Below are 23,998 nucleotides of genomic sequence, written 5' to 3'. Positions count from 1 at the left end.
GGCGAAAACGGGTACTCGGACGAATCAGCACCGAGAGGAAGTGACCGGTCATGCCACGCGGCTCCAGTCCCAAGCGGGAACGTCAGTACGAGCACATCAAGGACAGCGCGCTGGACCGGGGGGAGAGCCCGCGTCGCGCCAAGGAGATCGCGGCCCGCACCGTGAACAAGGAACGCGCCCGTTCCGGCGAGTCCCGGACCGCCAGCCGCACGTCCACCCAGGACATGTCGTCCGGCAAGCGGGGCGGACAGCGCTCGGGGCACGGCTCCCAGGGGCCGACGTACGACCAGCTGTACGAGGAGGCCAAGCGGCGCAACATCCGGGGCCGTTCGGACATGAACAAGAGCGAGCTCCAGCGCGCGCTGGGCAAGTGAGACCGTGCCGCGGGGCCGTACGCTCGACACCACCATGAGGAACGTACGCATTCCCGCGGGCCGGCCCCTGACCGAGGAAGAAGCCCGGGCCGCGCAGGACGAGTTGCGCGGCCGGGTGGTCCTTGACGAGCCGGGGCCGCCACCGGGGACCGGCCGTGTGACGGGGGTCGACGTCGCCTACGACGACGAGCGCGGTGTGGTCGCGGCGGCGGCCGTCGTGCTGGACGCGGCCACGCTCGCCGTGGTCGCCGAGGCCACGGCCGTGGGCGAGGTGTCCTTCCCCTATGTGCCCGGTCTGCTCGCCTTCCGCGAGGTGCCCACCGTCCTGGCCGCTCTGGACGCTCTCGACCGAGACCCCGGCCTGGTCGTGTGTGACGGCTACGGCCTCGCCCACCCGCGCCGTTTCGGGTTGGCGAGCCACCTCGGCGTCCTCACCGGACTGCCGACGATCGGCGTGGCCAAGAAACCCTTCACCTTCACGTACCAGGACCCCGGCGTTCCGCGCGGCAGCACCAGCCCCCTCCTCGCCGGCCCGGAGGAGGTCGGCCGGGCCGTACGCACCCAGGCGGGCGTCAAACCGGTGTTCGTGTCGGTGGGACATCGCGTCGGCCTCGACAACGCCTGCGCCCACACCCTCGCGCTCGCACCCGAGTACCGCCTCCCCGAGTCCACCCGTCGCGCGGACGCGCTGTGCCGTCGCGCGCTGAAGGAGGCGCTGGGCCCCACCGGCGCGCGCCCCACGGGTGATGGAGCGGGCACGCTCCCTACCGTCGCGCCGCCACCCGGAAGGTGATGCCCGCGGCGCGGAGTCGGCCGATGAGGGCGTTGCCCATCGCCTCCGCGGTCGTCACCTGCCCGGACGTGCGCGGCAGGTCGTCGAGGGCGAGGGACAGGGCCGACTCGGCGAACATCTTCGCCGTCTCGTCGTAGCCCGGGTCACCGCCCGCGACCTCCGTGAAGACGCGCCGCCCGCCGCCCTCGCCCACGAACCGCACCGTGAACCAGCTCCGGGCCCGCTTCTCGGGACCCGGCCCGTCCCCGGGCCGGAGCCGGCCCGACAGCCACCGCCGTGCGGGCGGCAGCTGGGCGGCCGTGAACAGCGCGCCCGCGGCCACCACCCCACCCACGGCGAAGGGCAGGGTCTCGACGGCCGCGTAGTGGCGGTAGCGGAAGTCGGGCCCGTACCGCTCCAGCACCCGCGCCGACCGGCGCACCACCTGGGCGTCGATGGTGGGCAGCGGCAGCGCCCACGCGCCGACCTCCTTCGCGAAGCGCGGTGCGCCGAGGGAAGCCTGCGCCCGCCGGCCCAGCAGGCGCGGCTCGTGCCGTCCGCGGTCCCGGGCCGCCGCCAGCAGCTGTGGCCCGCGTGCCATCTGGCCGAGCGCCGAGGCGAACGTGCCGCCGGAGAACATCCCCTGCGCACGGACGTATCCGTCGACCCTCAGCGGCACCCCCTCGGGGAGCTGCTGGACGGTGAAGTACGCCCCCAGGTCGTGCGGAACGGAGTCGAACCCGCACGAGTGCACGAGTCGCGCCCCCGTCTCCCGCGCGCGTGCGTCGTGCCGCACATAGACGAGGTCGACGAACTCGGCCTCGCCGGTGAGGTCCAGATAGTCGGTGCCCGCGTCGGCGCAGGCGGCCACCAGTTCCTCGCCGTACCGCAGATAGGGCCCGACCGTGGTGGCGAGTACGCGCGTGCTGCGGGCGAGTTGGCGCAGCGCCTCCGGGTCCGCGGCGTCCGCCCGCAGCACACCGGGCGAGGCGGGCCCGGCCAGCTGCTCCCGCAGTCGCTCCAGCCCTTCGGCGCTGCGGCCCGCCAGGGCCCAGCGCAATCCCTCGGGCGCATGCGCGGCGAGGTACCGCGCGGTGAGGGCGCCCACGAAACCCGTCGCCCCGAAGAGCACGATGTCGTACATGCGATCCGTCCTCAGCCTGCCCATGACACCTCTCCGCCCGCGCCGTTGCCGGTGGCTGAGGCTAGCGTGAGAGGCGGGTCGGCGGATGGTCGGTGGCCCGATCTTGACTAAGCGCTTGCTCGCTCAGCTCTTGCCGGAACTGCAACACGTTCTTAACATCGGTGGTGTCACATCGGTGATGTCACAAGGCTGGGGGCCTGATGGCAGTGGCGGAGTCGCCGGGGCAGGGCCCCCTGGCCGGCGTGCGTGTCGTGGAACTGGCGGGCATAGGGCCCGGCCCGTTCGCCGCCATGCTCCTCGCGGACCTCGGCGCGGATGTCGTGCGGGTCGAGCGGCCGAACGGCGCGGGTCTCGCGATCGATCCCGCGTTCGACGTCACCAACCGCGGCAAGCGCTCGGTGACCGTCGACCTGAAGGCCGAGGACGGCCCCGAACGCGTCCTCGACCTGGTCGAACGCGCCGACGTCCTCATCGAGGGCTACCGCCCCGGCGTGGCCGAACGCCTGGGCGTGGGCCCCGAGACCTGTCACGCCCGCAACCCGAGGCTCGTCTACGGCCGGATGACCGGCTGGGGCCAGGAGGGCCCGCTGGCCCCACGTGCCGGGCACGACATCGCCTACATCGCGGTCACCGGCACCCTCGGTCTCATCGGTGCCCCGGACGCGCCGCCCGCCATCCCCGCCAACCTCGTCGGCGACTACGCGGGCGGCTCGCTCTACCTGGTCGTCGGCGTCCTGGCCGCCCTCCACCACGCCCGCGCGACGGGCACCGGGCAGGTCGTGGACGCGGCGATCGTCGACGGTGCCGCGCATCTGGCCTCGATGATCCACGGCATGCTCGCGTCCGGGGGCTGGCAGGACCGCCGCGGTGTCAACCTCCTCGACGGCGGCTGCCCCTTCTACGGCACCTACGAGACGGCCGACGGCCGGTACATGGCGGTGGGAGCCCTCGAGCAGCAGTTCTACGAGGAGTTCGTGGACCTGCTCGGCATCGGGGAGCTGGCGCCGGCCCGTAAGGACGTCGCCCGCTGGGGAGAACTGCGGGAGGCGGTCGCCGCCCGTTTCAAGACGCGCACCCGCGAGGAGTGGACCGCCCTCTTCGAGGGCTCCGACGCCTGCGTGGCCCCCGTCCTCACGCTCCGCGAGGCCCCGGCACACCCCCACCTGGCCGCCCGCGGCACCTTCACCGACCACGGCGGCATCACCCAGCCGGCGCCCGCACCCCGCTTCTCGGTCACCCATACGGCGGTACGCGGCGGACCGGCGCGGCCCGGCGCCGACACCGCGCAGGTCGCGCGCGACTGGGACGTCCCCCGACTCGTGGAGGACGGCGACCGATGAAGTCCTCCAGCGGTCATGGCTCCATGACCGGCCACCGTTGCGCCGGGGCCTTCACCGACGGCCGCATCCCGACCATCCACCACGGGACCACCGGAATCATGAAGAAGATCTCCGGTCGTTCCCCGCTCGGCCGACCCTCCCGAAAGGCTTACCAGTGAGCACCGAAGCGTATGTGTACGACGCGATCCGAACCCCGCGCGGGCGCGGCAAGGCCAGCGGCGCCCTGCACGGCACCAAGCCCATCGACCTGGTGACCGGACTCATCCACGAGGTCCGGCGGCGCTTCCCGGACCTCGACCCGGCGGCGATCGACGACATCGTGCTGGGTGTCGTCGGCCCGGTCGGCGACCAGGGCTCCGACATCGCCCGTATCGCCGCGATCGCCGCGGGACTGCCCGACACGGTGGCCGGAGTCCAGGAGAACCGCTTCTGCGCCTCCGGCCTCGAAGCCGTCAACCTGGCCGCCGCGAAGATCCGCTCGGGCTGGGAGGACCTGGTGCTCGCGGGCGGCGTCGAGTCGATGTCGCGGGTGCCGATGGCCTCCGACGGCGGCGCCTGGTTCGCCGACCCGATGACCAACATGGCGACCAACTTCGTGCCGCAGGGCATCGGCGCGGACCTCATCGCCACCATCGAGGGCTTCTCCCGGCGGGACGTCGACGAGTACGCGGCGCTGTCCCAGGAGCGCGCCGCCACCGCCTGGAAGGAGGGCCGCTTCGAGAAGTCCGTGGTCCCCGTGCAGGACCGCAGCGGCCTCGTCGTCCTCGACCACGACGAGCACATGCGGCCGGGCACCACCGCCGACTCCCTCGCCAAACTCAAGCCGTCGTTCGCGGACATCGGCGAGCTGGGCGGATTCGACGCGGTGGCGCTCCAGAAGTACCACTGGGTCGAGCAGATCGACCACGTCCACCACGCGGGCAACTCCTCCGGCATCGTGGACGGCGCGGCGCTCGTCGCCATCGGCTCGAAGGAGGTCGGCGACCGGTACGGGCTGCGGCCGCGGGCCCGGATCGTCTCCGCGGCGGTGTCCGGCTCCGAGCCGACGATCATGCTGACCGGTCCGGCGCCCGCCACCCGCAAGGCGCTCGCCAAGGCGGGCCTGACGATCGACGACATCGACCTGGTCGAGATCAACGAGGCGTTCGCCGCGGTCGTGCTGCGCTTCGCGAGGGACATGGGGCTGTCCCTGGACAAGATCAACGTCAACGGCGGCGCCATCGCGCTGGGTCATCCGCTGGGAGCCACCGGCGCGATGATCCTCGGCACGCTGGTGGACGAACTGGAACGGCAGGACAAGCGGTACGGGCTGGCCACCCTGTGCGTGGGCGGCGGCATGGGCATCGCCACCGTCGTCGAGCGCGTCTGACCTTCCCCAACGGATCGACCGGATCTTACGGAGCACCCCTGATGAGCACTGAGTCCACCACCATCCGCTGGGAGCAGGACGACACCGGCGTCGTCACCCTCGTCCTCGACGACCCCAACCAGTCCGCGAACACCATGAACCAGGCGTTCAAGGAGTCCATCGCGGCGGTCGCCGAGCGCGCCGAGACCGAGAAGGACTCCATCCGCGGCATCATCTACACCTCCGCCAAGAAGACCTTCTTCGCGGGCGGCGACCTCAAGGACATGATCAAGGCGGGTCCCGGGGACGCCCAGCAGGTCTTCGAGACCGGTATGGCGATCAAGAACTCCCTGCGCCGTATCGAGACCCTCGGCAAGCCGGTCGTCGCGGCCATCAACGGCGCGGCTCTGGGCGGCGGTTACGAGATCGCGCTCGCCTCCCACCACCGCATCGCCCTGGACGCCCCCGGCTCCAAGATCGGCCTGCCCGAGGTCACCCTCGGCCTGCTCCCCGCGGGCGGCGGGGTCACCCGCACCGTACGTCTGATGGGCATTGCCGACGCCTTGCTGAAGGTGCTGCTGCAGGGCACCCAGTACACGCCGCGGCGCGCCCTGGACAACGGTCTGGTCCACGAGGTGGCCACCTCCCGCGAGGAGATGCTGGACAAGGCCCGCGCGTTCATCGACGCCAACCCCGAGGCGCAGCAGCCCTGGGACAAGCCGGGCTACAAGATCCCGGGCGGGACGCCGTCCAACCCGAAGTTCGCCGCCAACCTGCCCGCCTTCCCGGCCAACCTGAGGAAGCAGCTGAACGGCGCCCCCTACCCCGCCCCGCGCAACATCCTCGCGGCGGCCGTCGAGGGCTCCCAGGTCGACTTCGAGACCGCGCAGACCATCGAGGCGCGCTACTTCACCGAGCTGGTCACGGGGCAGACCGCGAAGAACATGATCCAGGCGTTCTTCTTCGACCTCCAGGCCGTCAACTCCGGTGCCAACCGCCCCCAGGGCATCGAGCCCCGCCAGGTCCGCAAGGTCGCCGTCCTCGGCGCCGGGATGATGGGCGCGGGCATCGCCTACTCCTGCGCCCGCGCCGGCATCGAGGTCGTGCTCAAGGACGTGTCCCTGGAAGCGGCCGTCAAGGGCAAGGGCCACTCCGAGAAGCTCTGCGCGAAGGCGGTCGCCCGTGGGCGTACGACGCAGGAGAAGGCCGACGCGCTGCTCGCCCGTATCACGCCCACCTCCGAGGCCGCCGACCTCGCGGGCTGCGACGCCGTGATCGAGGCCGTGTTCGAGGACCCGGCGCTCAAGCACAAGGTGTTCCAGGAGATCGAGAACGTCGTCGAGCCCGACGCGCTGCTGTGCTCCAACACCTCCACCCTGCCGATCACGGTGCTCGCCGATGGCGTGGAGCGGCAGTCCGACTTCATCGGCCTGCACTTCTTCTCACCCGTCGACAAGATGCCGCTCGTCGAGATCATCAAGGGGAAGCGCACCGGTGACGAGGCGCTCGCGCGCGCCTTCGACCTGGTCCGGCAGATCAACAAGACGCCGATCGTCGTCAACGACTCCCGCGGCTTCTTCACCTCCCGGGTCATCGGCCACTTCATCAACGAGGGCGTCGCGATGGTCGGGGAGGGCATCGACCCCGCCTCCGTCGAGCAGGCGGCCGCGCAGGCGGGCTACCCGGCCAAGGTGCTGTCCCTGATGGACGAGCTGACGCTCACCCTGCCGCGCAAGATCCGGAACGAGTCGCGGCGGGCCGTCGAGGAGGCGGGCGGCACCTGGACCCCGCACCCGGCCGAGGCCGTCATCGACCGCATGGTCGACGAGTTCGGGCGCACCGGCCGCAGCGGCGGCGCCGGCTTCTACGAGTACGGCGAGGACGGCAAGCGCGGCCGGCTGTGGCCGGAGCTGCGGCAGCACTTCACCAAGCCGGGCCACACGGTTCCCTTCGAGGACATGCAGGAGCGCATGCTGTTCTCCGAGGCGCTGGACACCGTCCGGCTCCTGGAGGAGGGGGTGCTCACGTCCGTCGCCGACGCCAACATCGGCTCGCTGTTCGGGATCGGCTTCCCCGGCTGGACGGGCGGTGTCCTCCAGTACATCAACGGCTACGAGGGCGGTCTGCCCGGCTTCGTGGCCCGCGCCCGGGAGCTGGCCGAGCGCTACGGCGAGCGGTTCACGCCGCCCGCGCTGCTGGTGGAGAAGGCGGACAAGGGTGAACCGTTCACCGACGCGCGCTGAGCCCGGGGAGTCCTGAGCCGGGGCCGGCCTCGCTCAGGACTCCCCTGGCGGCTCCCCGTCCGTGAGCCACTCCCGCAGTTCCTCCTTCAGGGAGCGCTGGAACGTGGTGAGCAGGGCCTGCACCACCAGCGGCTGCATATGGGCCGAGAGCGACTTCACCTCCGTGGAGTCGCGCTCGGCCACCGCGTCGCGCAGCAGCCGCGACAGCTCGTGCGCCGCCGCACGCGAGTGCTCGATCAGGACGCCACGGGCGGCGAGGACCGTGTCGAGGCCGAGCGGCACATCGAGCAGCTCGACGCCGAGCCGCAGCAGGCCCGGATCCACGCGGTACGCCCCTTCGCACGGCACGGCCACGCTCATCGCCGCCAGTCGCTCCAGCTCCTCCTCGCCGAGCGGGCGCCCCGCCCCCCGCTGAAGCTCCTCGTGCGTCATCGTCACGACCGTGTCCGGCGCCCAGGACGCCACGACCGCTCGGTGGATGGCGAGGTCCCGCGCGCTCAGGTCCGCCGGCAGCTGCCGCAGATGCCGCTCGATCGCCGCCAGGGTCATGCCCTGGCGCTGCAACTCCTCGATCAGAGCCAGCCGGGCCAGGTGCGCCTGCCCGTAGCGGCCCACCCGCCGGGGCCCGATCACGGGCGGCGGAAGCAGGCCCCTGGCGCTGTAGAAGCGGACGGTGCGGACCGTGACACCCGCACGTGCGGCCAGCTCGTCGACGGTGAGCGTCGGCTCCTCGGTCTCGGTCGTCATATGCAGCAGTATCGCTGTCCCACCATCACTGTGACACCGGAACGGGACCCAGCACGGCCATGTGACGAACGGGCGACGGGAGTGTGGTGATCATGTGAGAAGGGCCGCTGTGTGACGTGCGCCATCGCATGCGGCGCGGACCGCGGGTAAAGGTGGGGCCTTGGTCTGTGCCGCGTCAGCGGCGGCCCGGGCCGAGCCCCATACGGACACCCGCGCACCACCCTCGCGCGGGCGCACCAGAGAGCCGAGACCCATACGGACACCCGCGCACCACCCTCGCGCGGGCGCACCAGAGAGTAGATCCACTCGTGAGCAAGGACGCCGTGAACACGGCTGCGGTTGCATCCCGCCAAGACGCGGCCGGGACGCCCGCGGACGCGGGCGACGCCGGTTACAGCAAGGACCTCAAGGCCCGCCACATCAACATGATCGCGATCGGCGGAGCGATCGGTACCGGTCTCTTCCTGGGCGCCGGTGGCCGGCTGCACAATGCGGGCCCCGCTCTCGCGCTGGCCTATCTGGTCTGTGGCGTCTTCGCCTTCTTCGTCGTCCGTGCCCTCGGTGAGCTGGTGCTGTACCGGCCGTCGTCCGGGTCCTTCGTGTCGTACGCGCGCGAGTTCCTCGGCGAGAAGGGCGCCTACGTCGCCGGCTGGATGTACTTCCTCAACTGGTCGACGACCGGCATCGCCGACATCACCGCCATCGCGCTCTACACCCACTACTGGAGCTTCTTCACCTCCATCCCGCAGTGGGTGCTCGCCCTGATCGCCCTCGCGGTCGTCCTGGCCGTGAACCTGATCTCGGTGAAGATCTTCGGCGAGATGGAGTTCTGGTTCGCGATCATCAAGGTCGCCACCCTGGTGAGCTTCATGTTCGTCGGTATCTTCCTGCTGGCCACGCAGCACAAGGTCGGGGGTCGGACGCCGGGTCTGGACGTGATCAACGACCACGGCGGCGTCTTCCCGCACGGGCTCATGCCCGTCGTCCTCGTGATGCAGGGCGTGATCTTCGCCTACGCGGCGCTCGAGCTGGTCGGTGTCGCCGCGGGCGAGACCGCCGAGCCGGAGAAGGTCGTCCCGCGTGCGGTGAACTCGATCATGTGGCGAGTCGGTCTCTTCTACGTCGGTTCGGTGGTCCTGCTCGCGCTGCTGCTGCCGGGCTCGGTGTACTCCGCGGACCAGAGCCCCTTCGTCACCGTGCTGTCGAAGATCGGCGTCCATGGAGCCGGTGACGTGATGAACCTGGTCGTCCTGACCGCCGCGATGTCCTCGCTGAACTCCGGCCTCTACTCCACCGGCCGCATCCTGCGCTCGATGGCCATGGCGGGTTCGGCGCCCAAGTTCACGGCGCGGATGAACCGCAGCCAGGTCCCGTACGGCGGCATCCTGCTCACCTGCGCGGTCTGTGTGCTCGGCGTCGGCCTGAACTACCTCATGCCCAGCCAGGCATTCGAGATCGTGCTGAACGTGGCGTCCCTCGGCATCGTCAGCACCTGGGTGATCATCATGATCTGCCACCTGATCTTCGTCCGCCGCGCCGAGGCGGGGCTGGTCACCCGGCCGTCCTTCCGGCTGCCCGGCAGCCCCGTGACGGAGATCGTGACCGTGGCCTTCCTGCTGGCCGTGCTCGGCCTGATGTGGAACGACCCCGAGGTCGGCCGTAAGACGCTGCTGCTCATCCCGGTGATCGCCGCACTGCTCGTCGGCGGCTGGTTCCTACTGCGCCGCAGGATCGCGGCGGCCGCGGACCGGGAGCTGAGCGAGCTGACGAAGTAGCGGCTCGCCGCACGCCGGACGAAGGCCCCGGGGCGTGCCCCGGGGCCTTTGCGCATCCGTGACTCAGTGTCCGTGCACGTCGTTCGTCGCCGCGATCTTCGTCCAGGACCTCGGCCGGACCGGGGCGGCCGACGCCCTCGCGAGGGCCGTGGTCCGGGCCGCGGACGCCGCGGGTTTCGACTGCTGGAACAGCCAGGTGTCGAAGAGCGAGGCGAGCGGCCTGCCCGACACCTTCTCCGCGTAGGCCTGGAAGTCGGCGACCGACGCGTTGCCGTATGCGTGCTCCTTCGGCCAGCCCTTCAGGATGGCGAAGAACGCCTCGTCCCCGACCTCGTTGCGCAGTGCCTGGACGGCGAGCGCGCCACGGTCGTAGACCGCGGTGTCGAACTGGTTGTCCGGGCCCGGGTCACCGGGCCTGACCGTCCAGAACGCGTCGTCGGCCGGGTGCGAGGCGTACACGTAGTCCGCGAGCTCCTGGGCCGTGCCCTCGCCCTCGTGCTCCGACCACAGCCACTGTGCGTACCGCGCGAAGCCCTCGTTGATCCAGATGTCCTTCCAGCCCTTGAGCGACACGTCGTCGCCGTACCACTGGTGCGCCAGTTCGTGCACGACGACGGACGTGTTCGAGCCGTTCGCGAACTGTTTCGGGCTGTAGTAGACGCGGGTCTGCGTCTCCAGGGCGTACCCGGTGGTGGTGTTCGGCACGTATCCGCCGACCGAGTCGAACGGATACGGACCGAAGTAGCCGGTCAGCCAGTCGACGAGCTCCCCGGTGCGCTCCACGCTCGCCCGTGCCGCCCCGTCGTTGTCGCCCAGGTCCCTGCTGTACGCGTTGACGACCGGGACGCCGGCCGACGTCGTCCCGGTGGTGATGTCGAACTTCCCGATCGCCAGAGTGGTCAGATAGGTCGCCTGCGGCTTGCCGGACCGCCAGTTGTAGCGGGTCCAGCCGAGCTTCGAACTGGTCGAGCGAAGCGTGCCGTTGGAGATGACCTGGGTGCCGTCCGGCACGGCCACCGACACGTCGTACGTCGCCTTGTCGAGCGGGTGGTCGTTGCTCGGGAACCACCACCAGGCCGCCTCGGGCTCATCGGCCGCGATCGCGCCGTCCGGGGTGCGGTGCCAGGTGGTGAAGCCGTACGCGCTCTTCGTGGAGGGAACCCCGCTGTAGCGGACCACGACCGTGACCGGTGTGCCCTTCGGCAGCGGGGTGGCCGGAGTGACCACCAGTTCGTGCTGGCCGGAGGTGGCGAAGGCCGCCTTCGCGCCGTTCACCCGAACCTCGCTGACGTCGAGGAGGAAGTCCAGGTCGAACCGGGACAGGTCCCGCGTCGTCCTCGCCAGGATCGTCGCCGTGCCCTCCAGTTCGTCCGACTGCGGCTGGTACTTCAGCCGCAGGTCGTAGTGGGAGACGTCGTATCCGCCGTTGCCGTAGTTCGGGTAATAGGGGTCGCCGATCCCCGGAGCGCCGGGCTGGTAGTCGGCCGCCGATGCCGGGATCGCCAGCAACAGGGAAGCCGCCGCGAGTGCGCCCGGCGCGATGAGTCTGCGGTGCACGAGAACTCCAAGTCGTAGGGCCACGAGATCTGTTCGGACCCTATTCAGTCCCTGTGTGCCCGAGCATGTCCATGGCACCGCCCGTCACACGATCGCCATCCGGCCGTCATGACCGAAGCCTTCCCACCGTGCGTTCCCGGCCATCCGGTACCGACTGCCCGACGATCCGTCAGCTGTCCTCTTCTGCACCGGAGTCCGCCCATGTACCGTCCCGCGCATGCCGATACGCACGCGCTTCACGATCTGGAGACCGCTCGCGACGGTGGCCGTCGCCGCCCTGCTGGCCGCCTTCCTCACCCCCGCGGCCGCCCACGGCGCGCCACGGGAGAGCCGGCCCGTCTACTCGTACGAGCACGCCATCCGTGAGTCCGTCTGGGTGGACACCGGCCTCGACGGCGACGGCGACGGAAAGACCGACCGGGTCGCCGCCGACATCGTGCGCCCGCGCGAACCCGCCGCGCAGGGCCGCCGCATACCCGTGATCATGGACGCCAGCCCCTACTACTCCTGCTGCGGACGGGGCAACGAGAGCCAGCTGAAGACCTACGACACGAGCGGCCACGTGGTGCAGATGCCGCTCTTCTACGACAACTACTTCGTCCCCCGGGGCTATGGCTTCGTCGGCGTCGACCTGGCCGGAACCAATCGCTCCGACGGCTGTGTGGACGTCGGCGGCCGCTCCGACATCCAGTCGGCCAAGGCCGTCGTCGACTGGCTGAACGGCCGGGCCAAGGGCTACACCACCCGCACCGGGCACATACGCGCCAGGGCCACCTGGACCAACGGACGCACCGGCATGATCGGCAAGAGCTGGGACGGCACCATCGCCAACGGCGTCGCCGCCACCGGCGTCAAGGGTCTGAGGACCATCGTGCCGATCAGCGCCATCTCCTCCTGGTACGACTACTACTTCGCCAAGGGCGCGCCCCTGTACGACTCGGGCCCCGACTGGCTCTCCGACTACGTCGACAGCCCCGGCGCCCGCGCCAAGTGCGCCGCCGTGCAGCACAAGCTCGTCGACGGGGCGCCGCGCACGGGCGACTGGACACCGCTGTGGACCGAGCGCGACTATGTGAAGGACGCGAGCAAGGTCCGCGCCAGCGTCTTCCTCGTCCACGGCATGCAGGACCTCAACGTCCGCACCAAGCACTTCGGCCAGTGGTGGAACGCGCTCGCGAAGCACGGAGTGCAGCGCAAGATCTGGCTCTCGGGGACCGGCCACGTGGACCCCTTCGACTTCCGTCGCGCCCCGTGGGTGGACACGCTGCACCGCTGGTTCGACCACGAACTCCTCGGCTACGACAACGGCATCGACCGCGAGCCCATGGCCGACATCGAGCGCCACCCCGACCAGTGGGTCACCTCCCGGGTCTGGCCGCCCCAGGGCACGGCGACGACCACGCTGCGCCCGGCCCGGGGCACCCAGGCCGGCGTCGGCACCCTCCGGCTGCGCACCGGCACGGGCACCGAGACCTTCACCGACGACCCGCGGCTGAGCGAGACCGACTGGGCGGCGCACGTCGACGAGTCCACCGCGAGCAAGGCCGGATTCATCACCCCGCCCCTGTCGCGGGATCTGCGGGTGTCCGGCTCCTCCACGGTGACCGTCACCGTCACCCCGTCCACCTCCACGGCCCATCTCTCCGCCGTGCTGGTCGACCTCGGTCCCGACACCATCCGTGACTACGCCGGCTCCGGCGAGGGCATCACGACCCTTCCCGGCCGCACCTGCTGGGGCGCGAGCACGGCCGGCGACAGCGCCTGTTTCAAGGCCACCGAGGCCAGGAAGACCGACGTCGCCTCCACCGTGTTCAGCCGCGGCTGGGCCGACCTCGGCAACTACGCCTCGGACCGCAAGGGCGTCCCGCTCACCCCGGGCACGGCGTACACGATCACCCTCGACCTGGCCGCCACCGACCATGTCGTCCCGAGGGGCCACCGGCTCGCGCTCATCGTCGCCGGCACCGACAAGGACCTCATCGACCCTCCCCCAAGCTCTTCGAGCAGGGGGAAGCTCCGGTCGAGCACCCCGACGCTGACCGTCGACCTGTCCCGTACGGCGGCCCATGTGCCGCTCGTGGGAGGGGCGGCCGGGTTCGCACACGCGCTTGCCGGCCCCCCGGCCGCCGTGCCCGCGGTCACCACGCCGGGCGGTGCGCGGACGCCGCACACCGTCCGGCGTGTGCCGGGCGACGGCCGGTGACGACACCGCCGTCGCCGGCCTGACCGCGCGCGGGCGGCCGGACCCACCGGCCCGGCCGCCCGCGCACCGGACGCAATCCCGGGTGCCGCGCTCACGTCACCGTCCGTGTGGGAATGCTCACGGTATGTCTGCCGAGTACGCGGCCTTCGGCCTGGCACCGGCGACGTGCCGGTGGCTGCGTACCGGGCGGTGACCACCAGGTCCACCGGGACTTCGTCGACTTCGTCGTCGGCGGGTGCCCGCTGCTGTTCCAGCTATCCGACCTGGACGCCGTCTCCCCGCTGGCCTCCGCCATACCCCCGGCGATCTTGACCGCGCAGGTGCGGGTCCTGCTGCTGGAGACCGGCGCCCCGCTGTGGGCGGCCGCCACATCATCTACGCCTGCCCCGAGTGCGAGGCCCTGGCCTGCGGGGCCGTCACGGCGGTCGTCGAGAAGGACGGCGACGACTTCGTCTGGCGCGACTTCGCCTGGCAGACCGATCGTCGGGCGGACCTGGAACGGAACGGCTACCACGGGATAGGGCCGTTCCGTCTCCGCGGGGACGAGCACCGCGGCGCGCTGGGCGCGCTGCTCGACGGCGGTCCCGAGAAGCGGCGCCGGGTTCTGCTGGTCGGTGCCCGGGTCGCCGTACTGGCCCGGCTGGCCGCCGCGCCGCGCACCATCGGCATCGGCGCGGAGACCGCGCAGGACGCCGCCGACGTGCCCCCCGAAGAGCTGAGCACCTACGCCGCGGTGGCGTTCGGCCGGAGGGTCGGTAAGCGGGAACGCGCGGCCGTACGGCACTCGTTCGAACGTTGCCGGCGTCGACGTCGCGTACATCGACGGGCTCGCCCCGATCGTCCCCCTCCTCGTCGCCCGGATCGAACAGGCCCTGGACCGCAGCCCGCCGGAGCGGCGCCGGCTCCTGCACCCGGCCGCCGTGGGCCGTACGGCGGTCGTCGAGGTCGCCACCCCCTGCCGGGTGCGGGTCACCACCTACCGACTGGACCGTCTGCGCCGCGTCCACATCCGTGAGGTCTTCGACGGCGTCCTGGAAGCCGGCCGCCATGGCATCGCACTCGGTCCGGGGGCGGCCGGGGGGCAGTCCTTCGTGGTGGCCAGGACGTCGGGAAGCGTGCTGGTGACGGCGCTGGCGTGAAACAGGCGGGGGCCCGGCCGGTGGCCGCGCCCGGCCCCTGGGGCGGGCGGTTCCGCGCTGGTTCTCCGGGCTCGTCGGGATCGGCGGTCTCTCGTTAGGATCAGCGGTCTGATGACTGCCACCCTCGTCGCCAAGGACCTCGCCGCCGGCCACGGCGACCGCTCCCTGTTCTCCGGGCTCGACCTCGTCGTCGCGCCCGGTGATGTGATCGGTCTCGTCGGTGCCAACGGCGCAGGCAAGTCCACCCTGCTGCGGATGCTCGCCGGACTGCTCGGGCCCGAGCGGGGCGAGCTGCGTCTGTCCCCGCCGACCGCGACGGTCGGCCATCTGCCGCAGGAACCCGAACGCAGACCGGGGGAGACCGTGCGGGATTTCCTGGCGCGCCGCACGGGTGTGGCCGAGGCGCAGCGGCGGATGGACGAGGCCACCCAGGGGCTCGTCGACGGCGCGCCCGGTGCCGACGACGCCTACGCGGTGAGTCTGGAGCGCTGGCTCGGCCTCGGCGGCGCGGACCTCGACGAGCGCGCCGAGGAGGTCGCCGACTCCCTCCGTCTGGGCGTCGGCCTGGACCAGCCCATGACCTCCCTGTCCGGCGGACAGGCGGCCCGCGCGGGCCTCGCCTCGCTGCTGCTGTCCCGCTACGACGTGTTCCTCCTCGACGAGCCGACCAACGACCTGGACCTGGACGGACTCGAGCGCCTGGAGCACTTCGTCGGCGGCCTGCGGGCCGGCACGGTGGTCGTCAGCCACGACCGCGAGTTCCTCACCCGCACGGTCACCAAGGTCCTCGAACTCGACCTGGCGCAAGGGGGGATCAACCTCTACGGCGGCGGGTACGAGGCCTATCTGGAGGAGCGCGAGTGGGCCCGCCGGCACGCCCGCGAGGAGTACGAGGAGTACGCCGACAAGAAGACAGCCCTCCAGGATCGGGCCCGGATGCAGCGTGCCTGGATGGACAAGGGCGTGAAGAACGCGCGCCGCAAGGCGGGCAGCGACAACGACAAGATCGGCCGCAAGTTCCGCAGCGATGCCAGTGAGAAGCAGGCCGCGAAGGCCCGGCAGACCCAGCGCATGATTGAGCGCCTGGAGACCGTGGAGGAACCCCGCAAGGAGTGGGAACTGCGGATGGAGATCGCGTCGGCCCCGCGGTCCGGCGCGGTCGTCGCCACGCTGCGGGACGCCGAGGTGCGGCGCGGGGACTTCACATTCGGACCGGTGTCGTTGCAGATCGACTGGGCGGACCGGGTGGCGGTGACAGGGGCGAACGGAGCGGGCAAGTCGACGCTGCTCGGCGCGCTGCTGGGCCGCGTCCCCCTCGACGCGGGCCGGGCCACGCTCGGCTCGGGTGTCCTGGTCGGAGAGGTCGACCAGGCCCGCGCCCTCTTCCACGGCCCGGAAACCCTGCTGGACGCGTTCTGCGCGGCTGTCCCGGACACGGAACCGGTCGAGGTGCGCACCCTGCTGGCCAAGTTCGGGCTGAAGGCGGACCATGTGCTGCGCCCGGCGGCCACCCTCTCCCCGGGCGAGCGCACCAGGGCCGCCCTCGCACTGCTCCAGGGCCGAGGCGTCAATCTTCTGGTCCTGGACGAGCCCACCAACCACCTCGACCTGCCGGCTATCGAACAGCTGGAAGCGGCCCTTGACGCCTATGAGGGCACGCTGCTCCTGGTCACCCACGACCGCCGGATGCTGGACGCGGTGCGGGTGACCCGCCGGCTGGACGTGGCGGACGGCAAGGTGACGGAGCGCTAGCAGATACGGACCCGGGCCCCCGTGGCACGACGAGGGTCCGGGCCCGGACCGCTCAGCGGCGGCCGTTGTCCTTGTCGAGCAGACCCGCGCGGCGCAGTGCGTCGGCCATCGCGCTGTTGGCCGGCGCGGGCGCCTGCCGGGAGCCACCGCCCTGCCGGGAGCCACCGCCCTGCCGCGAGCCACCGTCCTGCCGGGAGCCACCGCCGCCCTGACGGCCCTGCCGCTGCTGGGGAGGCCGCCCGCCGCGCTGCTGGCGGCCGCCGCCCTGCTGCCCCTGCGGAGCGGCCTCGTCCTCCAGCCGCAGCGTCAGCGAGATCCGCTTGCGCGGGATGTCGACGTCCAGCACCTTCACCTTGACGATGTCGCCCGGCTTCACCACGTCCCGCGGGTCCTTGACAAACGTCTTGGACATCGCGGACACATGCACCAGACCGTCCTGGTGGACACCGACGTCCACGAACGCTCCGAACGCGGCGACATTCGTGACCACGCCCTCCAGCACCATCCCCGAGGACAGGTCGGAGATCTTCTCCACGCCCTCCTTGAAGGTGGCCGTCTTGAACGCGGGTCGCGGGTCGCGTCCCGGCTTCTCCAGTTCCTTGAGGATGTCGGTCACGGTCGGCAGACCGAACGTCTCGTCCACGAACTCGGACGCCTTCAGTGAGCGCAGCACCGCCGTGTTGCCGATCAGCGAGGCCACCTCCTGGCCCACGGTCTTCACCATGCGGCGCACCACCGGGTACGCCTCCGGGTGAACGCTGGAGGCGTCCAGCGGGTCGTCGCCGCCCCGGATCCGCAGGAAGCCCGCGCACTGCTCGTACGCCTTGGGCCCGAGCCGCGCCACCTTCTTCAGCTCCGAACGGGCGGCGAACGGCCCGTTGGCGTCACGGTAGGCCACGATGTTCTCGGCAAGTCCGGAGGAGATGCCGGAGACCCGGGCGAGCAGCGGCGCGGAGGCCGTGTTGACGTCCACGCCCACGCCGTTCACACAGTCCTCGACCACCGCGTCCAGCGAACGCGACAGCTTCACCTCGGACAGGTCGTGCTGGTACTGGCCGACGCCGATGGACTTCGGGTCGATCTTCACCAGCTCGGCTAGCGGGTCCTGCAGACGACGGGCGATGGAGACCGCGCCGCGCAGCGACACGTCCATGTCCGGCAGCTCCTGCGAGGCGAAGGCGGAGGCGGAGTACACCGAGGCACCCGCCTCGGAGACCATCACCTTGGTGAGCTTCAGCTCCGGATGCCTGCTGATCAGCTCGGCCGCGAGCTTGTCGGTCTCCCGCGACGCCGTGCCGTTGCCGATCGCCACCAGCTCGACCGCGTGCTGCTCGGCCAGCCGCGCCAGCTTGGCGATCGCCTCGTCCCACTTGTTGGCCGGGACGTGCGGATAGATCACATCGGTGGCCACGACCTTGCCGGTCGCGTCCACCACGGCCACCTTCACGCCCGTGCGGAACCCGGGATCCAGGCCCAGGGTCGCGCGGGTGCCGGCGGGGGCGGCGAGCAGCAGATCGCGCAGGTTCGCCGCGAAGACCGCCACCGCCTCGTCCTCGGCGGCCGTGCGGAGCCTCAGACGCAGGTCGATGCCGAGGTGCACCAGGATGCGGGTGCGCCAGGCCCAGCGGACCGTGTCCACCAGCCACTTGTCGGCCGGGCGGCCCCGGTCGGCCACGCCGAAGCGGTTCGCCACGATGGCCTCGTAGGACGACGGGCCCGTCGCCGATTCGGCCGGCTCCTCCGGCTCCAGGGTCAGGTCGAGAACCTCCTCCTTCTCGCCGCGCAGCATGGCGAGGATGCGGTGGGAGGGCAGCTCGGTGAAGGGCTCGGCGAAGTCGAAGTAGTCGGCGAACTTGGCGCCGGCCTCCTCCTTGCCCTCCCGCACCTTGGCGGCCAGGCGCCCACGCCCCCACATGCGCTCGCGCAGCTCGCCGATCAGGTCCGCGTCCTCCGAGAAGCGCTCGGTGAGGATCGACCGCGCGCCGTCGAGCGCGGTCTGCGTGTCGGGCACTCCCTTGTCGGCGTCGACGAAGGCGGCGGCCGCCGCGAGCGGCTCCACCGTCGGGTCATCGAGCAGGCCCTCGGCCAGCGGCTCCAGACCGGCCTCCCGCGCGATCTGCGCCTTGGTGCGCCGCTTCGGCTTGTACGGCAGATAGATGTCCTCCAGGCGCGCCTTGGTCTCCGCGCCCCGGATCTGCGCCTCCAGCTCCTCGGTGAGCTTGCCCTGCTCGCGCACCGACTCCAGGATCGCCGCGCGCCGCTCCTCCAGCTCCCGCAGATAGCGCAGCCGCTCCTCGATCGTGCGCAGCTGCGCGTCGTCGAGCATCTCGGTCGCTTCCTTGCGGTAGCGGGCGATGAAGGGCACTGTCGAGCCGCCGTCGAGCAGCTCGACCGCGGCCTTCACCTGCCGCTCCCGTACGCCGAGCTCCTCGGCGATCCTGCCTTCGATGGACCCTACGAGGGGTGTCGTCACGATCCCGTACCGCCTTCTCCACTGAGGTTGCGCGGCAATTGTGGCAGGTCGCACCGACAACGGTGGGTCAGGGCAGGGATCGGGGAGCCACGGGGCGGTCTCCCGACTCCGCCGCTCCCCGGAAGGGGCCGCTCAGGCCCGGCGTGCTCCCCGCCGTGCCGAGGCCGACGCGCCGCCGAACAGCCTGGCCAGAGCCCGGAACGGCAGAGTCACCACTGTGGCGACGGCCCCGCCGATCCGGCGCAGCAGGTCCGCGATCGCACGGAACACCGTTTTCCCTTTCGTCACCCCGGCGTGTCCGCCGGGGTGACGCCCGGGCGCCTCATCCCTTGCCGGTCAGGCCCTCCGGGAAGGCGCCGGCCTCGAGGGCCCGCATCAGCAGGGCACCCGCCAGCTCCGACAGCCGTGCGACACCCGCGGCGCCGAGGTGCTCGTACGGAGCCCGGTCCAGACGGTCGGTCTCCGCCTCGAGGTCCCCGCGCAGCGCGATGCCCGCCTCGGTCAACGCGCCGTCCGTGCCCAGCAGTCCCCGCTCGCGCAGCCGCTCGCACGCCGCGTCCCAGTCCTCCCGGCTCCAGCCGCGCGTGGCGAGGATCCACCGCAGGGACATGCCCTTGCCCGTCGCGCTGTGCGTCACGAGCGCCTCCAGCGGATCGAGCTCCGCGCGCAGCAGCACCGCGAGGTGGCCGTCGCCGCGGTGCTCGCGCAGCAGCGTGGCCGCGTGCCACAACGCCAGATGGGGCTCCTCCGGCACCGGCAGGTCGGCGTGGGCCGCGTACAGGGGGCGCGCGTGCCGGGTACACGCCTCGGCGGCGCGCAGCGCAAGCTCCGCCGCCTCGGTCATCTCCTTGGCGGTGACCGCCTCCTCGCCGAGGAGTCGTCGCAGGGTCGCGTCCACGGCACGCGCGCGTGCCGCGAGCACCACCTGAGGCGACGCCGTCTCCCACACGGCGGGCACATGTCGTGCCACCAGTTCGGGGCTGAAGTTGTAGAACGCCGCCGTCACCACGCCCGCGCCCACGGGCCCCATCGCGGCAGCCCGTACCGCGAAGTAGGCGGCCCTTGGGTCGTCGACACCCAGGGCGGTCATTTCCCGTTCGAGATCCGGTGAGAAGTAGTGCGTCGAGTGCAGGGGATTGATCACGTTGTGGCAGCGCCGTCCGGCGCGCTCCGGCAGAGGAGGAGTCATGCCGGGCAGGCTACCGACTGGTTGGTATGCGGTCGGTGGCCGGGCGTACGACGGCCGGAAAATGCCGCTCGGTCGTCGTGACGGCGTGTGCCGGGACTGGAGGCGCCGCACGTCTGCAGGGCGTCGACACGCGCTTCACCCCGACGTGGTCCAGGTGAACCGGGGCTGCCTGCGCTCCAGGAAGGCCGCGACGCCCTCCGCGGTGTCGCCGCCGGCGCGCGCCTGCTCGGCCCAGTAGGCGTCCCGGTCCGTCCGCCCGTTCGCGAACTCCTTGGCCGCGGCCTGCGTCAGCTGCGAGCGCACGGCCAGGACGCGCGTGAACTCGGCCACCCTCTTGGCGAGTTCGCCCTCGGGTAGTACCTCGTCGACCAGACCCGTGCGCAGTGCCCGCGCCGAGTCGATCAACTCGCCCGAGAACAGCAGGTACTTGGCCGTGCCGGGACCCACCAGCGCCACCAGCCGTCGGCTGGAGGAGGCCGGGTAGACGATCCCCAGCTTGGCCGGAGTCACCCCGAAGAGCGCCCCCTCCTCGGCGAATCGCAGATCGCAGGCCGCCGCGAGCTGCGAACCGCCGCCCACGCAGTGGCCGCGGATCGCCGCCAGCGTCGGCTTGGGGAAGGCGGCCAGCGCCTCCTCGGCCAGCACGGCCAGGCTCTGTGCCTTCTCCGGCGACCCCCGCAGCGTCGAGATGTCGGCCCCCGCACAGAAGGTCCCGCCCTCTCCGGTGAGCACCAGAACCCGCACGGCCGGATCGGCCGCCAGCCCCTCGAGCAGCGGCGGCAGCGCCTCCCACATGCCGGCCGTCATGGCGTTCCGCTTGGCCGGATGGTGGATGACGACGGTCGCGACCCCGTCGGTGACGCGGTGCAGCAGCTGCGGCTCCATGGGCCGGATGCTATCCGCACCTCCAGGACGCCCGATCACCAAGGGTCCGCGGCGAGCGGACGCCGCCGGCTCGGACGGCCGCGGCCCCGCCCTCGAACCCGTACAACCCGAAAAGTTCCGAAGTCGGCCCGAGGGAGGACAGGAGCGGTCATGCAAACGACCGCGTCATACGCCAACGGTCAAATTGTCGTCGATACCAGCTGACTTGTGCTCAGTCATTAGGGGCGGACCAGCGCATTCCCAACACTCGACGCGTGGTGACAATCGAGCGCGAGGGTGGCGACCGGGCTATGGAGAACAGAGGGCGGGGGGCCGACCCGCGCCCTGAACGCGGCGGGAACGAACCGGACGGCCCACGGCCGTCGGCGCCGCTGCCGTACGAGGGGGTCTGGCGCTTCACGGCCGCCGCCGTGGAGGCCTCGGTGCCGCAGGCGAGGCACGCCGTCCGGGATCTGCTCGCCCGCCAGGGCGTGCCCGTCTCGGACGACACCGTGTACGCCCTGCTGCTGATCGTCTCCGAACTGGTCACCAACGCGGTACGGCACGCGGCGCTGCTGTCGCCGATGCTCGCCGTCGAGGTCGCCGTGGGCCCGGAGTGGGTGCGGGTGTCGGTGGAGGACGAGCACCCCTATCGCCCCAGCGCGCTGGAGGCCGACCACGGGCAGACCGGAGGCCGCGGACTGCTTCTGGTCCGTGAGGTCACCAGGGAGGCCGGCGGAGTGTGCGACGTCGAACACACGGCGAGCGGCGGCAAGGTGATCTGGACCGCGCTTCCCCTCAAACCCACACGGTTCCCGTGAGCCGGCTCCCCACCGTCACGGCTCCGCCCGCCCCCGGGGGTCCGCCCGGCCGATCGGGGCCGGACGGCCTCCCGGGCCACGGCCCGCGCAGGCGGGTCACCAGCCCGCGGACGGCCCCGTCAGCTCTCTGATCGCGCCCCGCGCGGCGTCCAGGACCGTCATGAACCACGAAGAGAACGGGTCCTTCGCGTGCCGCTCGGCAAGCTCCGCGGCGGTCACGAAGGCCGTCGCCCCGACCTCCCCCGGATCCGGGCGCACAGGGGACTGCACAAGCCCCACGAAGAGATGGTTGTACTCCTGCTCCACCAGGCCGGAGTCCGGGTCCGGGTGGTTGTAGCGCACCGTGCCCGCCTCGGCCAGCAGCGACGGGGAGATCCCCAGCTCCTCGTAGGTCCGCCGGGCCGCCGCCGCGAACGGTGCCTCACCCGGGTAGGGATGGCCGCAGCAGGTGTTCGACCAGACACCGGGGGAGTGGTACTTGCCGAGCGCCCGCTGCTGGAGCAGCAGCCGGCCGCGCTCGTCGAAGAGGAACACCGAGAACGCGCGATGCAGCCGGCCGGGCGGCTGATGGGCGGCGAGCTTCTCCGCCGTGCCGATGGTGGCGCCGTCCTCGTCGACCAGCTCCAGCAGGATCGCTTCAGCGGTGCCGTTCGGCGAACGGTGCGTCGCGGTGGCAGGTGTGATCGGCATACCCATCCTTCGCATCGGTTGTCCAGTCCCAAGTCTGCCGTACGAATCCGGCACTCCCGGCACTTCGCGACTTCCCGCATGTCCCGCACCGGCCCGTCCGGACGGGCTCTACGCCCTCACGGAACAGACGCCGGAAGCGGCCGGATACCTGATCGTGCCCAGTGCCGCAGAGCGGGAACCGTCCCACCGGGCGCTCCGGAAGGCCGGCGCACGGATGCGCGCCGCATGCCCGGCCCGCACGCCCCGCGGCGGACGGTCCTGCCCGCTCAGCCGTGACGCGCCTCCGGGTGGTGCAGCAGCCAGCCCCGCCAGGCCGACTCCACCATCTCCCGCACTCCGCGCCGGGCGCTCCAGCCCAGCTCCCGCCCGGCCAGCGCGGCCGACGCGACCGCGCGGGGCGCGTCACCGGGGCGGCGCGCCTCGACGACCGGCGGCGTGGTGTCGCCGGTCACCTCACCGATGAGCGTGACCAGCTCACGCACCGAGACACCCTCACCACGGCCGACGTTCACGGTCAGGTCACCCGTCGCGCCCGCGGCCAGCCGCCGGGCCGCCGCGAGGTGCGCCTCGGCGAGGTCGGCGACGTGGATGTAATCGCGTACACAGGTGCCGTCGGGAGTCGGATAGTCGTCACCGAAGATCCGCGGGGCCTCTCCGCGGGTCAGCCGGTCGAACACCATGGGTACGACGTTGAAAACACCGGTGTCGGCCAGCTGCGGCTCGGCCGCCCCCGCCACATTGAAATAGCGCAGACATGCCGTCGCCATCCCGTGCGCCCGGCCCGCCGCCCGCACCAGCCACTCGCCCGCGAGCTTCGTCTCGCCGTACGGGCTCATAGGGGCGCAGGGCGTGTCCTCCGTGATGAGGTCGACATCGGGATTGCCGTAGACGGCCGCCGACGAGGAGAACAGGAACCGCTCGATCCCCGCCTCGGCGACCGCCTCCAGCAGCGTCGCAAGACCGCCCACGTTCTCCTGGTAGTAGCGCGTCGGCTGGGCCACCGACTCCGCGACCTGCTTGCGCGCCGCCAGGTGCACCACACCGGTCACCGCGTGCTCGGACAGGACCCGCTTCAGCAGCCGGCCGTCCAGTGAGGAGCCATGCACCAGCGGAATGCTCTCGGGCAGGCGCGCGGGCACCCCGGTGGAGAGGTCGTCCAGGACCAGGACGCGCTCGCCTTCCGTGGCCATCGCCCGCGCCACGTGAGCCCCGATGTAACCGGCCCCGCCGGTGATCAGCCATGTCATGGGCCCTCACCCTATGCCTGCTCGGTGAACAGGGATCCGGTGCGGGAAGGGGGCGGAAGGTGCCTCCGGAGGCGTCATGCCGTGAGTGCGGCCCATAAAGCGGACCGCCATGTCGCGATTGTGCGGGTATGCACCCGCAGTTTGTGGCGTGCCCATCCGATCCCCGATGATGATCGCGGCGGCGGAGATGCAGGCCGGGTTGATCGGCCCATGAACGGCCGGTGAACACCGGCCTTCCGGCATCCGATAGCCTCTGCCGACATGCCGCCCGGCCCCTGCCCGGGGTGTCCCACACCACACACACGACCGACGCCCGTACG

18 protein-coding genes and 1 pseudogene are annotated in these 23,998 nt (G+C 71.6%); 10 read left to right on the top strand and 9 right to left on the bottom strand.

The annotated features are described in order from the left end of the window. Positions 1-50 precede the first annotated feature (50 nt). Positions 51-374, top strand: coding sequence for a plasmid stabilization protein (locus tag ABZ876_RS28550; protein ID WP_361787176.1), 324 nt, complete (start codon positions 51-53; stop codon positions 372-374). Positions 375-408: 34 nt separating this feature from the next. Beyond that, positions 409-1,167 carry an endonuclease V gene (locus ABZ876_RS28545; protein WP_361787173.1) on the top strand — a complete coding sequence of 253 codons (759 nt, stop codon included), beginning with the start codon at positions 409-411 and terminating at the stop codon, positions 1,165-1,167. Here the strand turns inward: ABZ876_RS28545 and ABZ876_RS28540 are convergent. Further along, positions 1,139-2,314 (bottom strand): saccharopine dehydrogenase NADP-binding domain-containing protein, encoded by a 1,176-nt coding sequence (locus ABZ876_RS28540; RefSeq protein WP_361787170.1) that lies wholly within the window; start codon positions 2,312-2,314, stop codon positions 1,139-1,141. The genes ABZ876_RS28545 and ABZ876_RS28540 overlap by 29 nt on opposite strands. Positions 2,315-2,490: 176 nt before the next feature. Between ABZ876_RS28540 and ABZ876_RS28535 the strand changes: the two genes are divergently transcribed. From ABZ876_RS28535 to ABZ876_RS28525, 3 genes are all read left to right on the top strand, one after another. Then, entirely contained in the window at positions 2,491-3,630 is a 1,140-nt protein-coding gene (locus ABZ876_RS28535) for a CaiB/BaiF CoA-transferase family protein (RefSeq protein ID WP_361787167.1), read from the top strand. Between the two features lie 154 nt (positions 3,631-3,784). Beyond that, the gene (locus ABZ876_RS28530) at positions 3,785-4,999 is read left to right on the top strand and encodes an acetyl-CoA C-acetyltransferase (protein WP_361787164.1); all 1,215 of its coding nucleotides are present in this window, start codon (positions 3,785-3,787) and stop codon (positions 4,997-4,999) included. Positions 5,000-5,040: 41 nt separating this feature from the next. Next, positions 5,041-7,221 carry a 3-hydroxyacyl-CoA dehydrogenase NAD-binding domain-containing protein gene (locus ABZ876_RS28525; RefSeq protein ID WP_361787161.1) on the top strand — a complete coding sequence of 727 codons (2,181 nt, stop codon included), beginning with the start codon at positions 5,041-5,043 and terminating at the stop codon, positions 7,219-7,221. 33 nt (positions 7,222-7,254) lie between these two features. Here ABZ876_RS28525 and ABZ876_RS28520 read toward each other — a convergent pair whose 3' ends face one another. Then, positions 7,255-7,968, bottom strand: a complete 714-nt coding sequence (locus ABZ876_RS28520; RefSeq protein ID WP_361787158.1) for a MerR family transcriptional regulator — start codon at positions 7,966-7,968, stop codon at positions 7,255-7,257. A 308-nt stretch (positions 7,969-8,276) separates the two neighbouring features. Here ABZ876_RS28520 and ABZ876_RS28515 point away from each other — a divergent pair, with 308 nt between their 5' ends. Further along, positions 8,277-9,743 (top strand): amino acid permease, encoded by a 1,467-nt coding sequence (locus tag ABZ876_RS28515; protein WP_361787155.1) that lies wholly within the window; start codon positions 8,277-8,279, stop codon positions 9,741-9,743. A 63-nt stretch (positions 9,744-9,806) separates the two neighbouring features. Here ABZ876_RS28515 and ABZ876_RS28510 read toward each other — a convergent pair whose 3' ends face one another. Further along, on the bottom strand, positions 9,807-11,300 hold the full coding sequence (locus ABZ876_RS28510) for a M1 family metallopeptidase (RefSeq protein ID WP_361787152.1): 1,494 nt from the start codon (positions 11,298-11,300) through the stop codon (positions 9,807-9,809). Between the two features lie 217 nt (positions 11,301-11,517). Between ABZ876_RS28510 and ABZ876_RS28505 the strand changes: the two genes are divergently transcribed. The 3 genes and pseudogenes from ABZ876_RS28505 to ABZ876_RS28495 all read left to right on the top strand — a co-directional run bounded on the left by ABZ876_RS28505 (position 11,518) and on the right by ABZ876_RS28495 (position 16,394). Then, entirely contained in the window at positions 11,518-13,503 is a 1,986-nt protein-coding gene (locus tag ABZ876_RS28505; protein ID WP_361787149.1) for a Xaa-Pro dipeptidyl-peptidase, read from the top strand. 124 nt (positions 13,504-13,627) lie between these two features. Next, positions 13,628-14,642 (top strand): annotated as a pseudogene (locus ABZ876_RS28500) (oxidoreductase). 111 nt (positions 14,643-14,753) lie between these two features. Beyond that, positions 14,754-16,394 carry an ABC-F family ATP-binding cassette domain-containing protein gene (locus ABZ876_RS28495; RefSeq protein WP_361787146.1) on the top strand — a complete coding sequence of 547 codons (1,641 nt, stop codon included), beginning with the start codon at positions 14,754-14,756 and terminating at the stop codon, positions 16,392-16,394. Positions 16,395-16,446: 52 nt separating this feature from the next. Here ABZ876_RS28495 and ABZ876_RS28490 read toward each other — a convergent pair whose 3' ends face one another. From ABZ876_RS28490 to ABZ876_RS28475, 4 genes are all read right to left on the bottom strand, one after another. Then, positions 16,447-18,867: a Tex family protein gene (locus tag ABZ876_RS28490; protein ID WP_361787143.1), complete on the bottom strand. Its 2,421-nt coding sequence runs from the start codon at positions 18,865-18,867 to the stop codon at positions 16,447-16,449. Between the two features lie 132 nt (positions 18,868-18,999). Beyond that, entirely contained in the window at positions 19,000-19,137 is a 138-nt protein-coding gene (locus tag ABZ876_RS28485; protein WP_361787140.1) for an LPFR motif small protein, read from the bottom strand. Positions 19,138-19,189: 52 nt separating this feature from the next. Next, positions 19,190-20,056 (bottom strand): hypothetical protein, encoded by an 867-nt coding sequence (locus ABZ876_RS28480; RefSeq protein WP_361787137.1) that lies wholly within the window; start codon positions 20,054-20,056, stop codon positions 19,190-19,192. A gap of 135 nt (positions 20,057-20,191) precedes the next feature. After that, a complete protein-coding gene (locus ABZ876_RS28475) occupies positions 20,192-20,941 on the bottom strand; it encodes an enoyl-CoA hydratase-related protein (RefSeq protein ID WP_361787135.1) in 750 nt (249 codons plus the stop codon). Positions 20,942-21,231: 290 nt separating this feature from the next. Between ABZ876_RS28475 and ABZ876_RS28470 the strand changes: the two genes are divergently transcribed. After that, the gene (locus ABZ876_RS28470) at positions 21,232-21,741 is read left to right on the top strand and encodes an ATP-binding protein (RefSeq protein WP_361787437.1); all 510 of its coding nucleotides are present in this window, start codon (positions 21,232-21,234) and stop codon (positions 21,739-21,741) included. Positions 21,742-21,837: 96 nt separating this feature from the next. Here the strand turns inward: ABZ876_RS28470 and idi are convergent, their stop codons facing one another. Both idi and galE read right to left on the bottom strand, forming a co-directional pair. After that, entirely contained in the window at positions 21,838-22,431 is a 594-nt protein-coding gene (gene idi / locus ABZ876_RS28465) for an isopentenyl-diphosphate Delta-isomerase (protein ID WP_361787132.1), read from the bottom strand. Between the two features lie 266 nt (positions 22,432-22,697). Beyond that, complete coding sequence (galE, locus tag ABZ876_RS28460; protein WP_361787129.1) at positions 22,698-23,678, bottom strand: UDP-glucose 4-epimerase GalE; 981 nt, start codon at positions 23,676-23,678, stop codon at positions 22,698-22,700. Positions 23,679-23,998 lie beyond the last annotated feature (320 nt).

This window comes from Streptomyces sp. NPDC046931, from assembly GCF_040644655.1.
In the GTDB taxonomy this organism is placed as follows: domain Bacteria; phylum Actinomycetota; class Actinomycetes; order Streptomycetales; family Streptomycetaceae; genus Streptomyces.
The sequence above is the reverse complement of the archived record's forward strand: the minus strand, read 5'-3'. Positions and strand labels throughout refer to the sequence as shown.

Excerpts from the sequence above, each read along its gene's own strand:
- galE (WP_361787129.1), bottom strand. The coding sequence starts at position 23,678 with ATGACATGGCTGATCACCGGCGGGGCCGGTTACATCGGGGCTCACGTG.
- ABZ876_RS28470 (WP_361787437.1), top strand. The coding sequence starts at position 21,232 with ATGGAGAACAGAGGGCGGGGGGCCGACCCGCGCCCTGAACGCGGCGGG.
- idi (WP_361787132.1), bottom strand. The coding sequence starts at position 22,431 with ATGCCGATCACACCTGCCACCGCGACGCACCGTTCGCCGAACGGCACC.
- ABZ876_RS28505 (WP_361787149.1), top strand. The coding sequence starts at position 11,518 with ATGCCGATACGCACGCGCTTCACGATCTGGAGACCGCTCGCGACGGTG.
- ABZ876_RS28495 (WP_361787146.1), top strand. The coding sequence starts at position 14,754 with ATGACTGCCACCCTCGTCGCCAAGGACCTCGCCGCCGGCCACGGCGAC.
- ABZ876_RS28545 (WP_361787173.1), top strand. The coding sequence starts at position 409 with ATGAGGAACGTACGCATTCCCGCGGGCCGGCCCCTGACCGAGGAAGAA.
- ABZ876_RS28480 (WP_361787137.1), bottom strand. The coding sequence starts at position 20,056 with ATGACTCCTCCTCTGCCGGAGCGCGCCGGACGGCGCTGCCACAACGTG.
- ABZ876_RS28525 (WP_361787161.1), top strand. The coding sequence starts at position 5,041 with ATGAGCACTGAGTCCACCACCATCCGCTGGGAGCAGGACGACACCGGC.
- ABZ876_RS28475 (WP_361787135.1), bottom strand. The coding sequence starts at position 20,941 with ATGGAGCCGCAGCTGCTGCACCGCGTCACCGACGGGGTCGCGACCGTC.
- ABZ876_RS28540 (WP_361787170.1), bottom strand. The coding sequence starts at position 2,314 with ATGGGCAGGCTGAGGACGGATCGCATGTACGACATCGTGCTCTTCGGG.
- ABZ876_RS28535 (WP_361787167.1), top strand. The coding sequence starts at position 2,491 with ATGGCAGTGGCGGAGTCGCCGGGGCAGGGCCCCCTGGCCGGCGTGCGT.
- ABZ876_RS28550 (WP_361787176.1), top strand. The coding sequence starts at position 51 with ATGCCACGCGGCTCCAGTCCCAAGCGGGAACGTCAGTACGAGCACATC.
- ABZ876_RS28520 (WP_361787158.1), bottom strand. The coding sequence starts at position 7,968 with ATGACGACCGAGACCGAGGAGCCGACGCTCACCGTCGACGAGCTGGCC.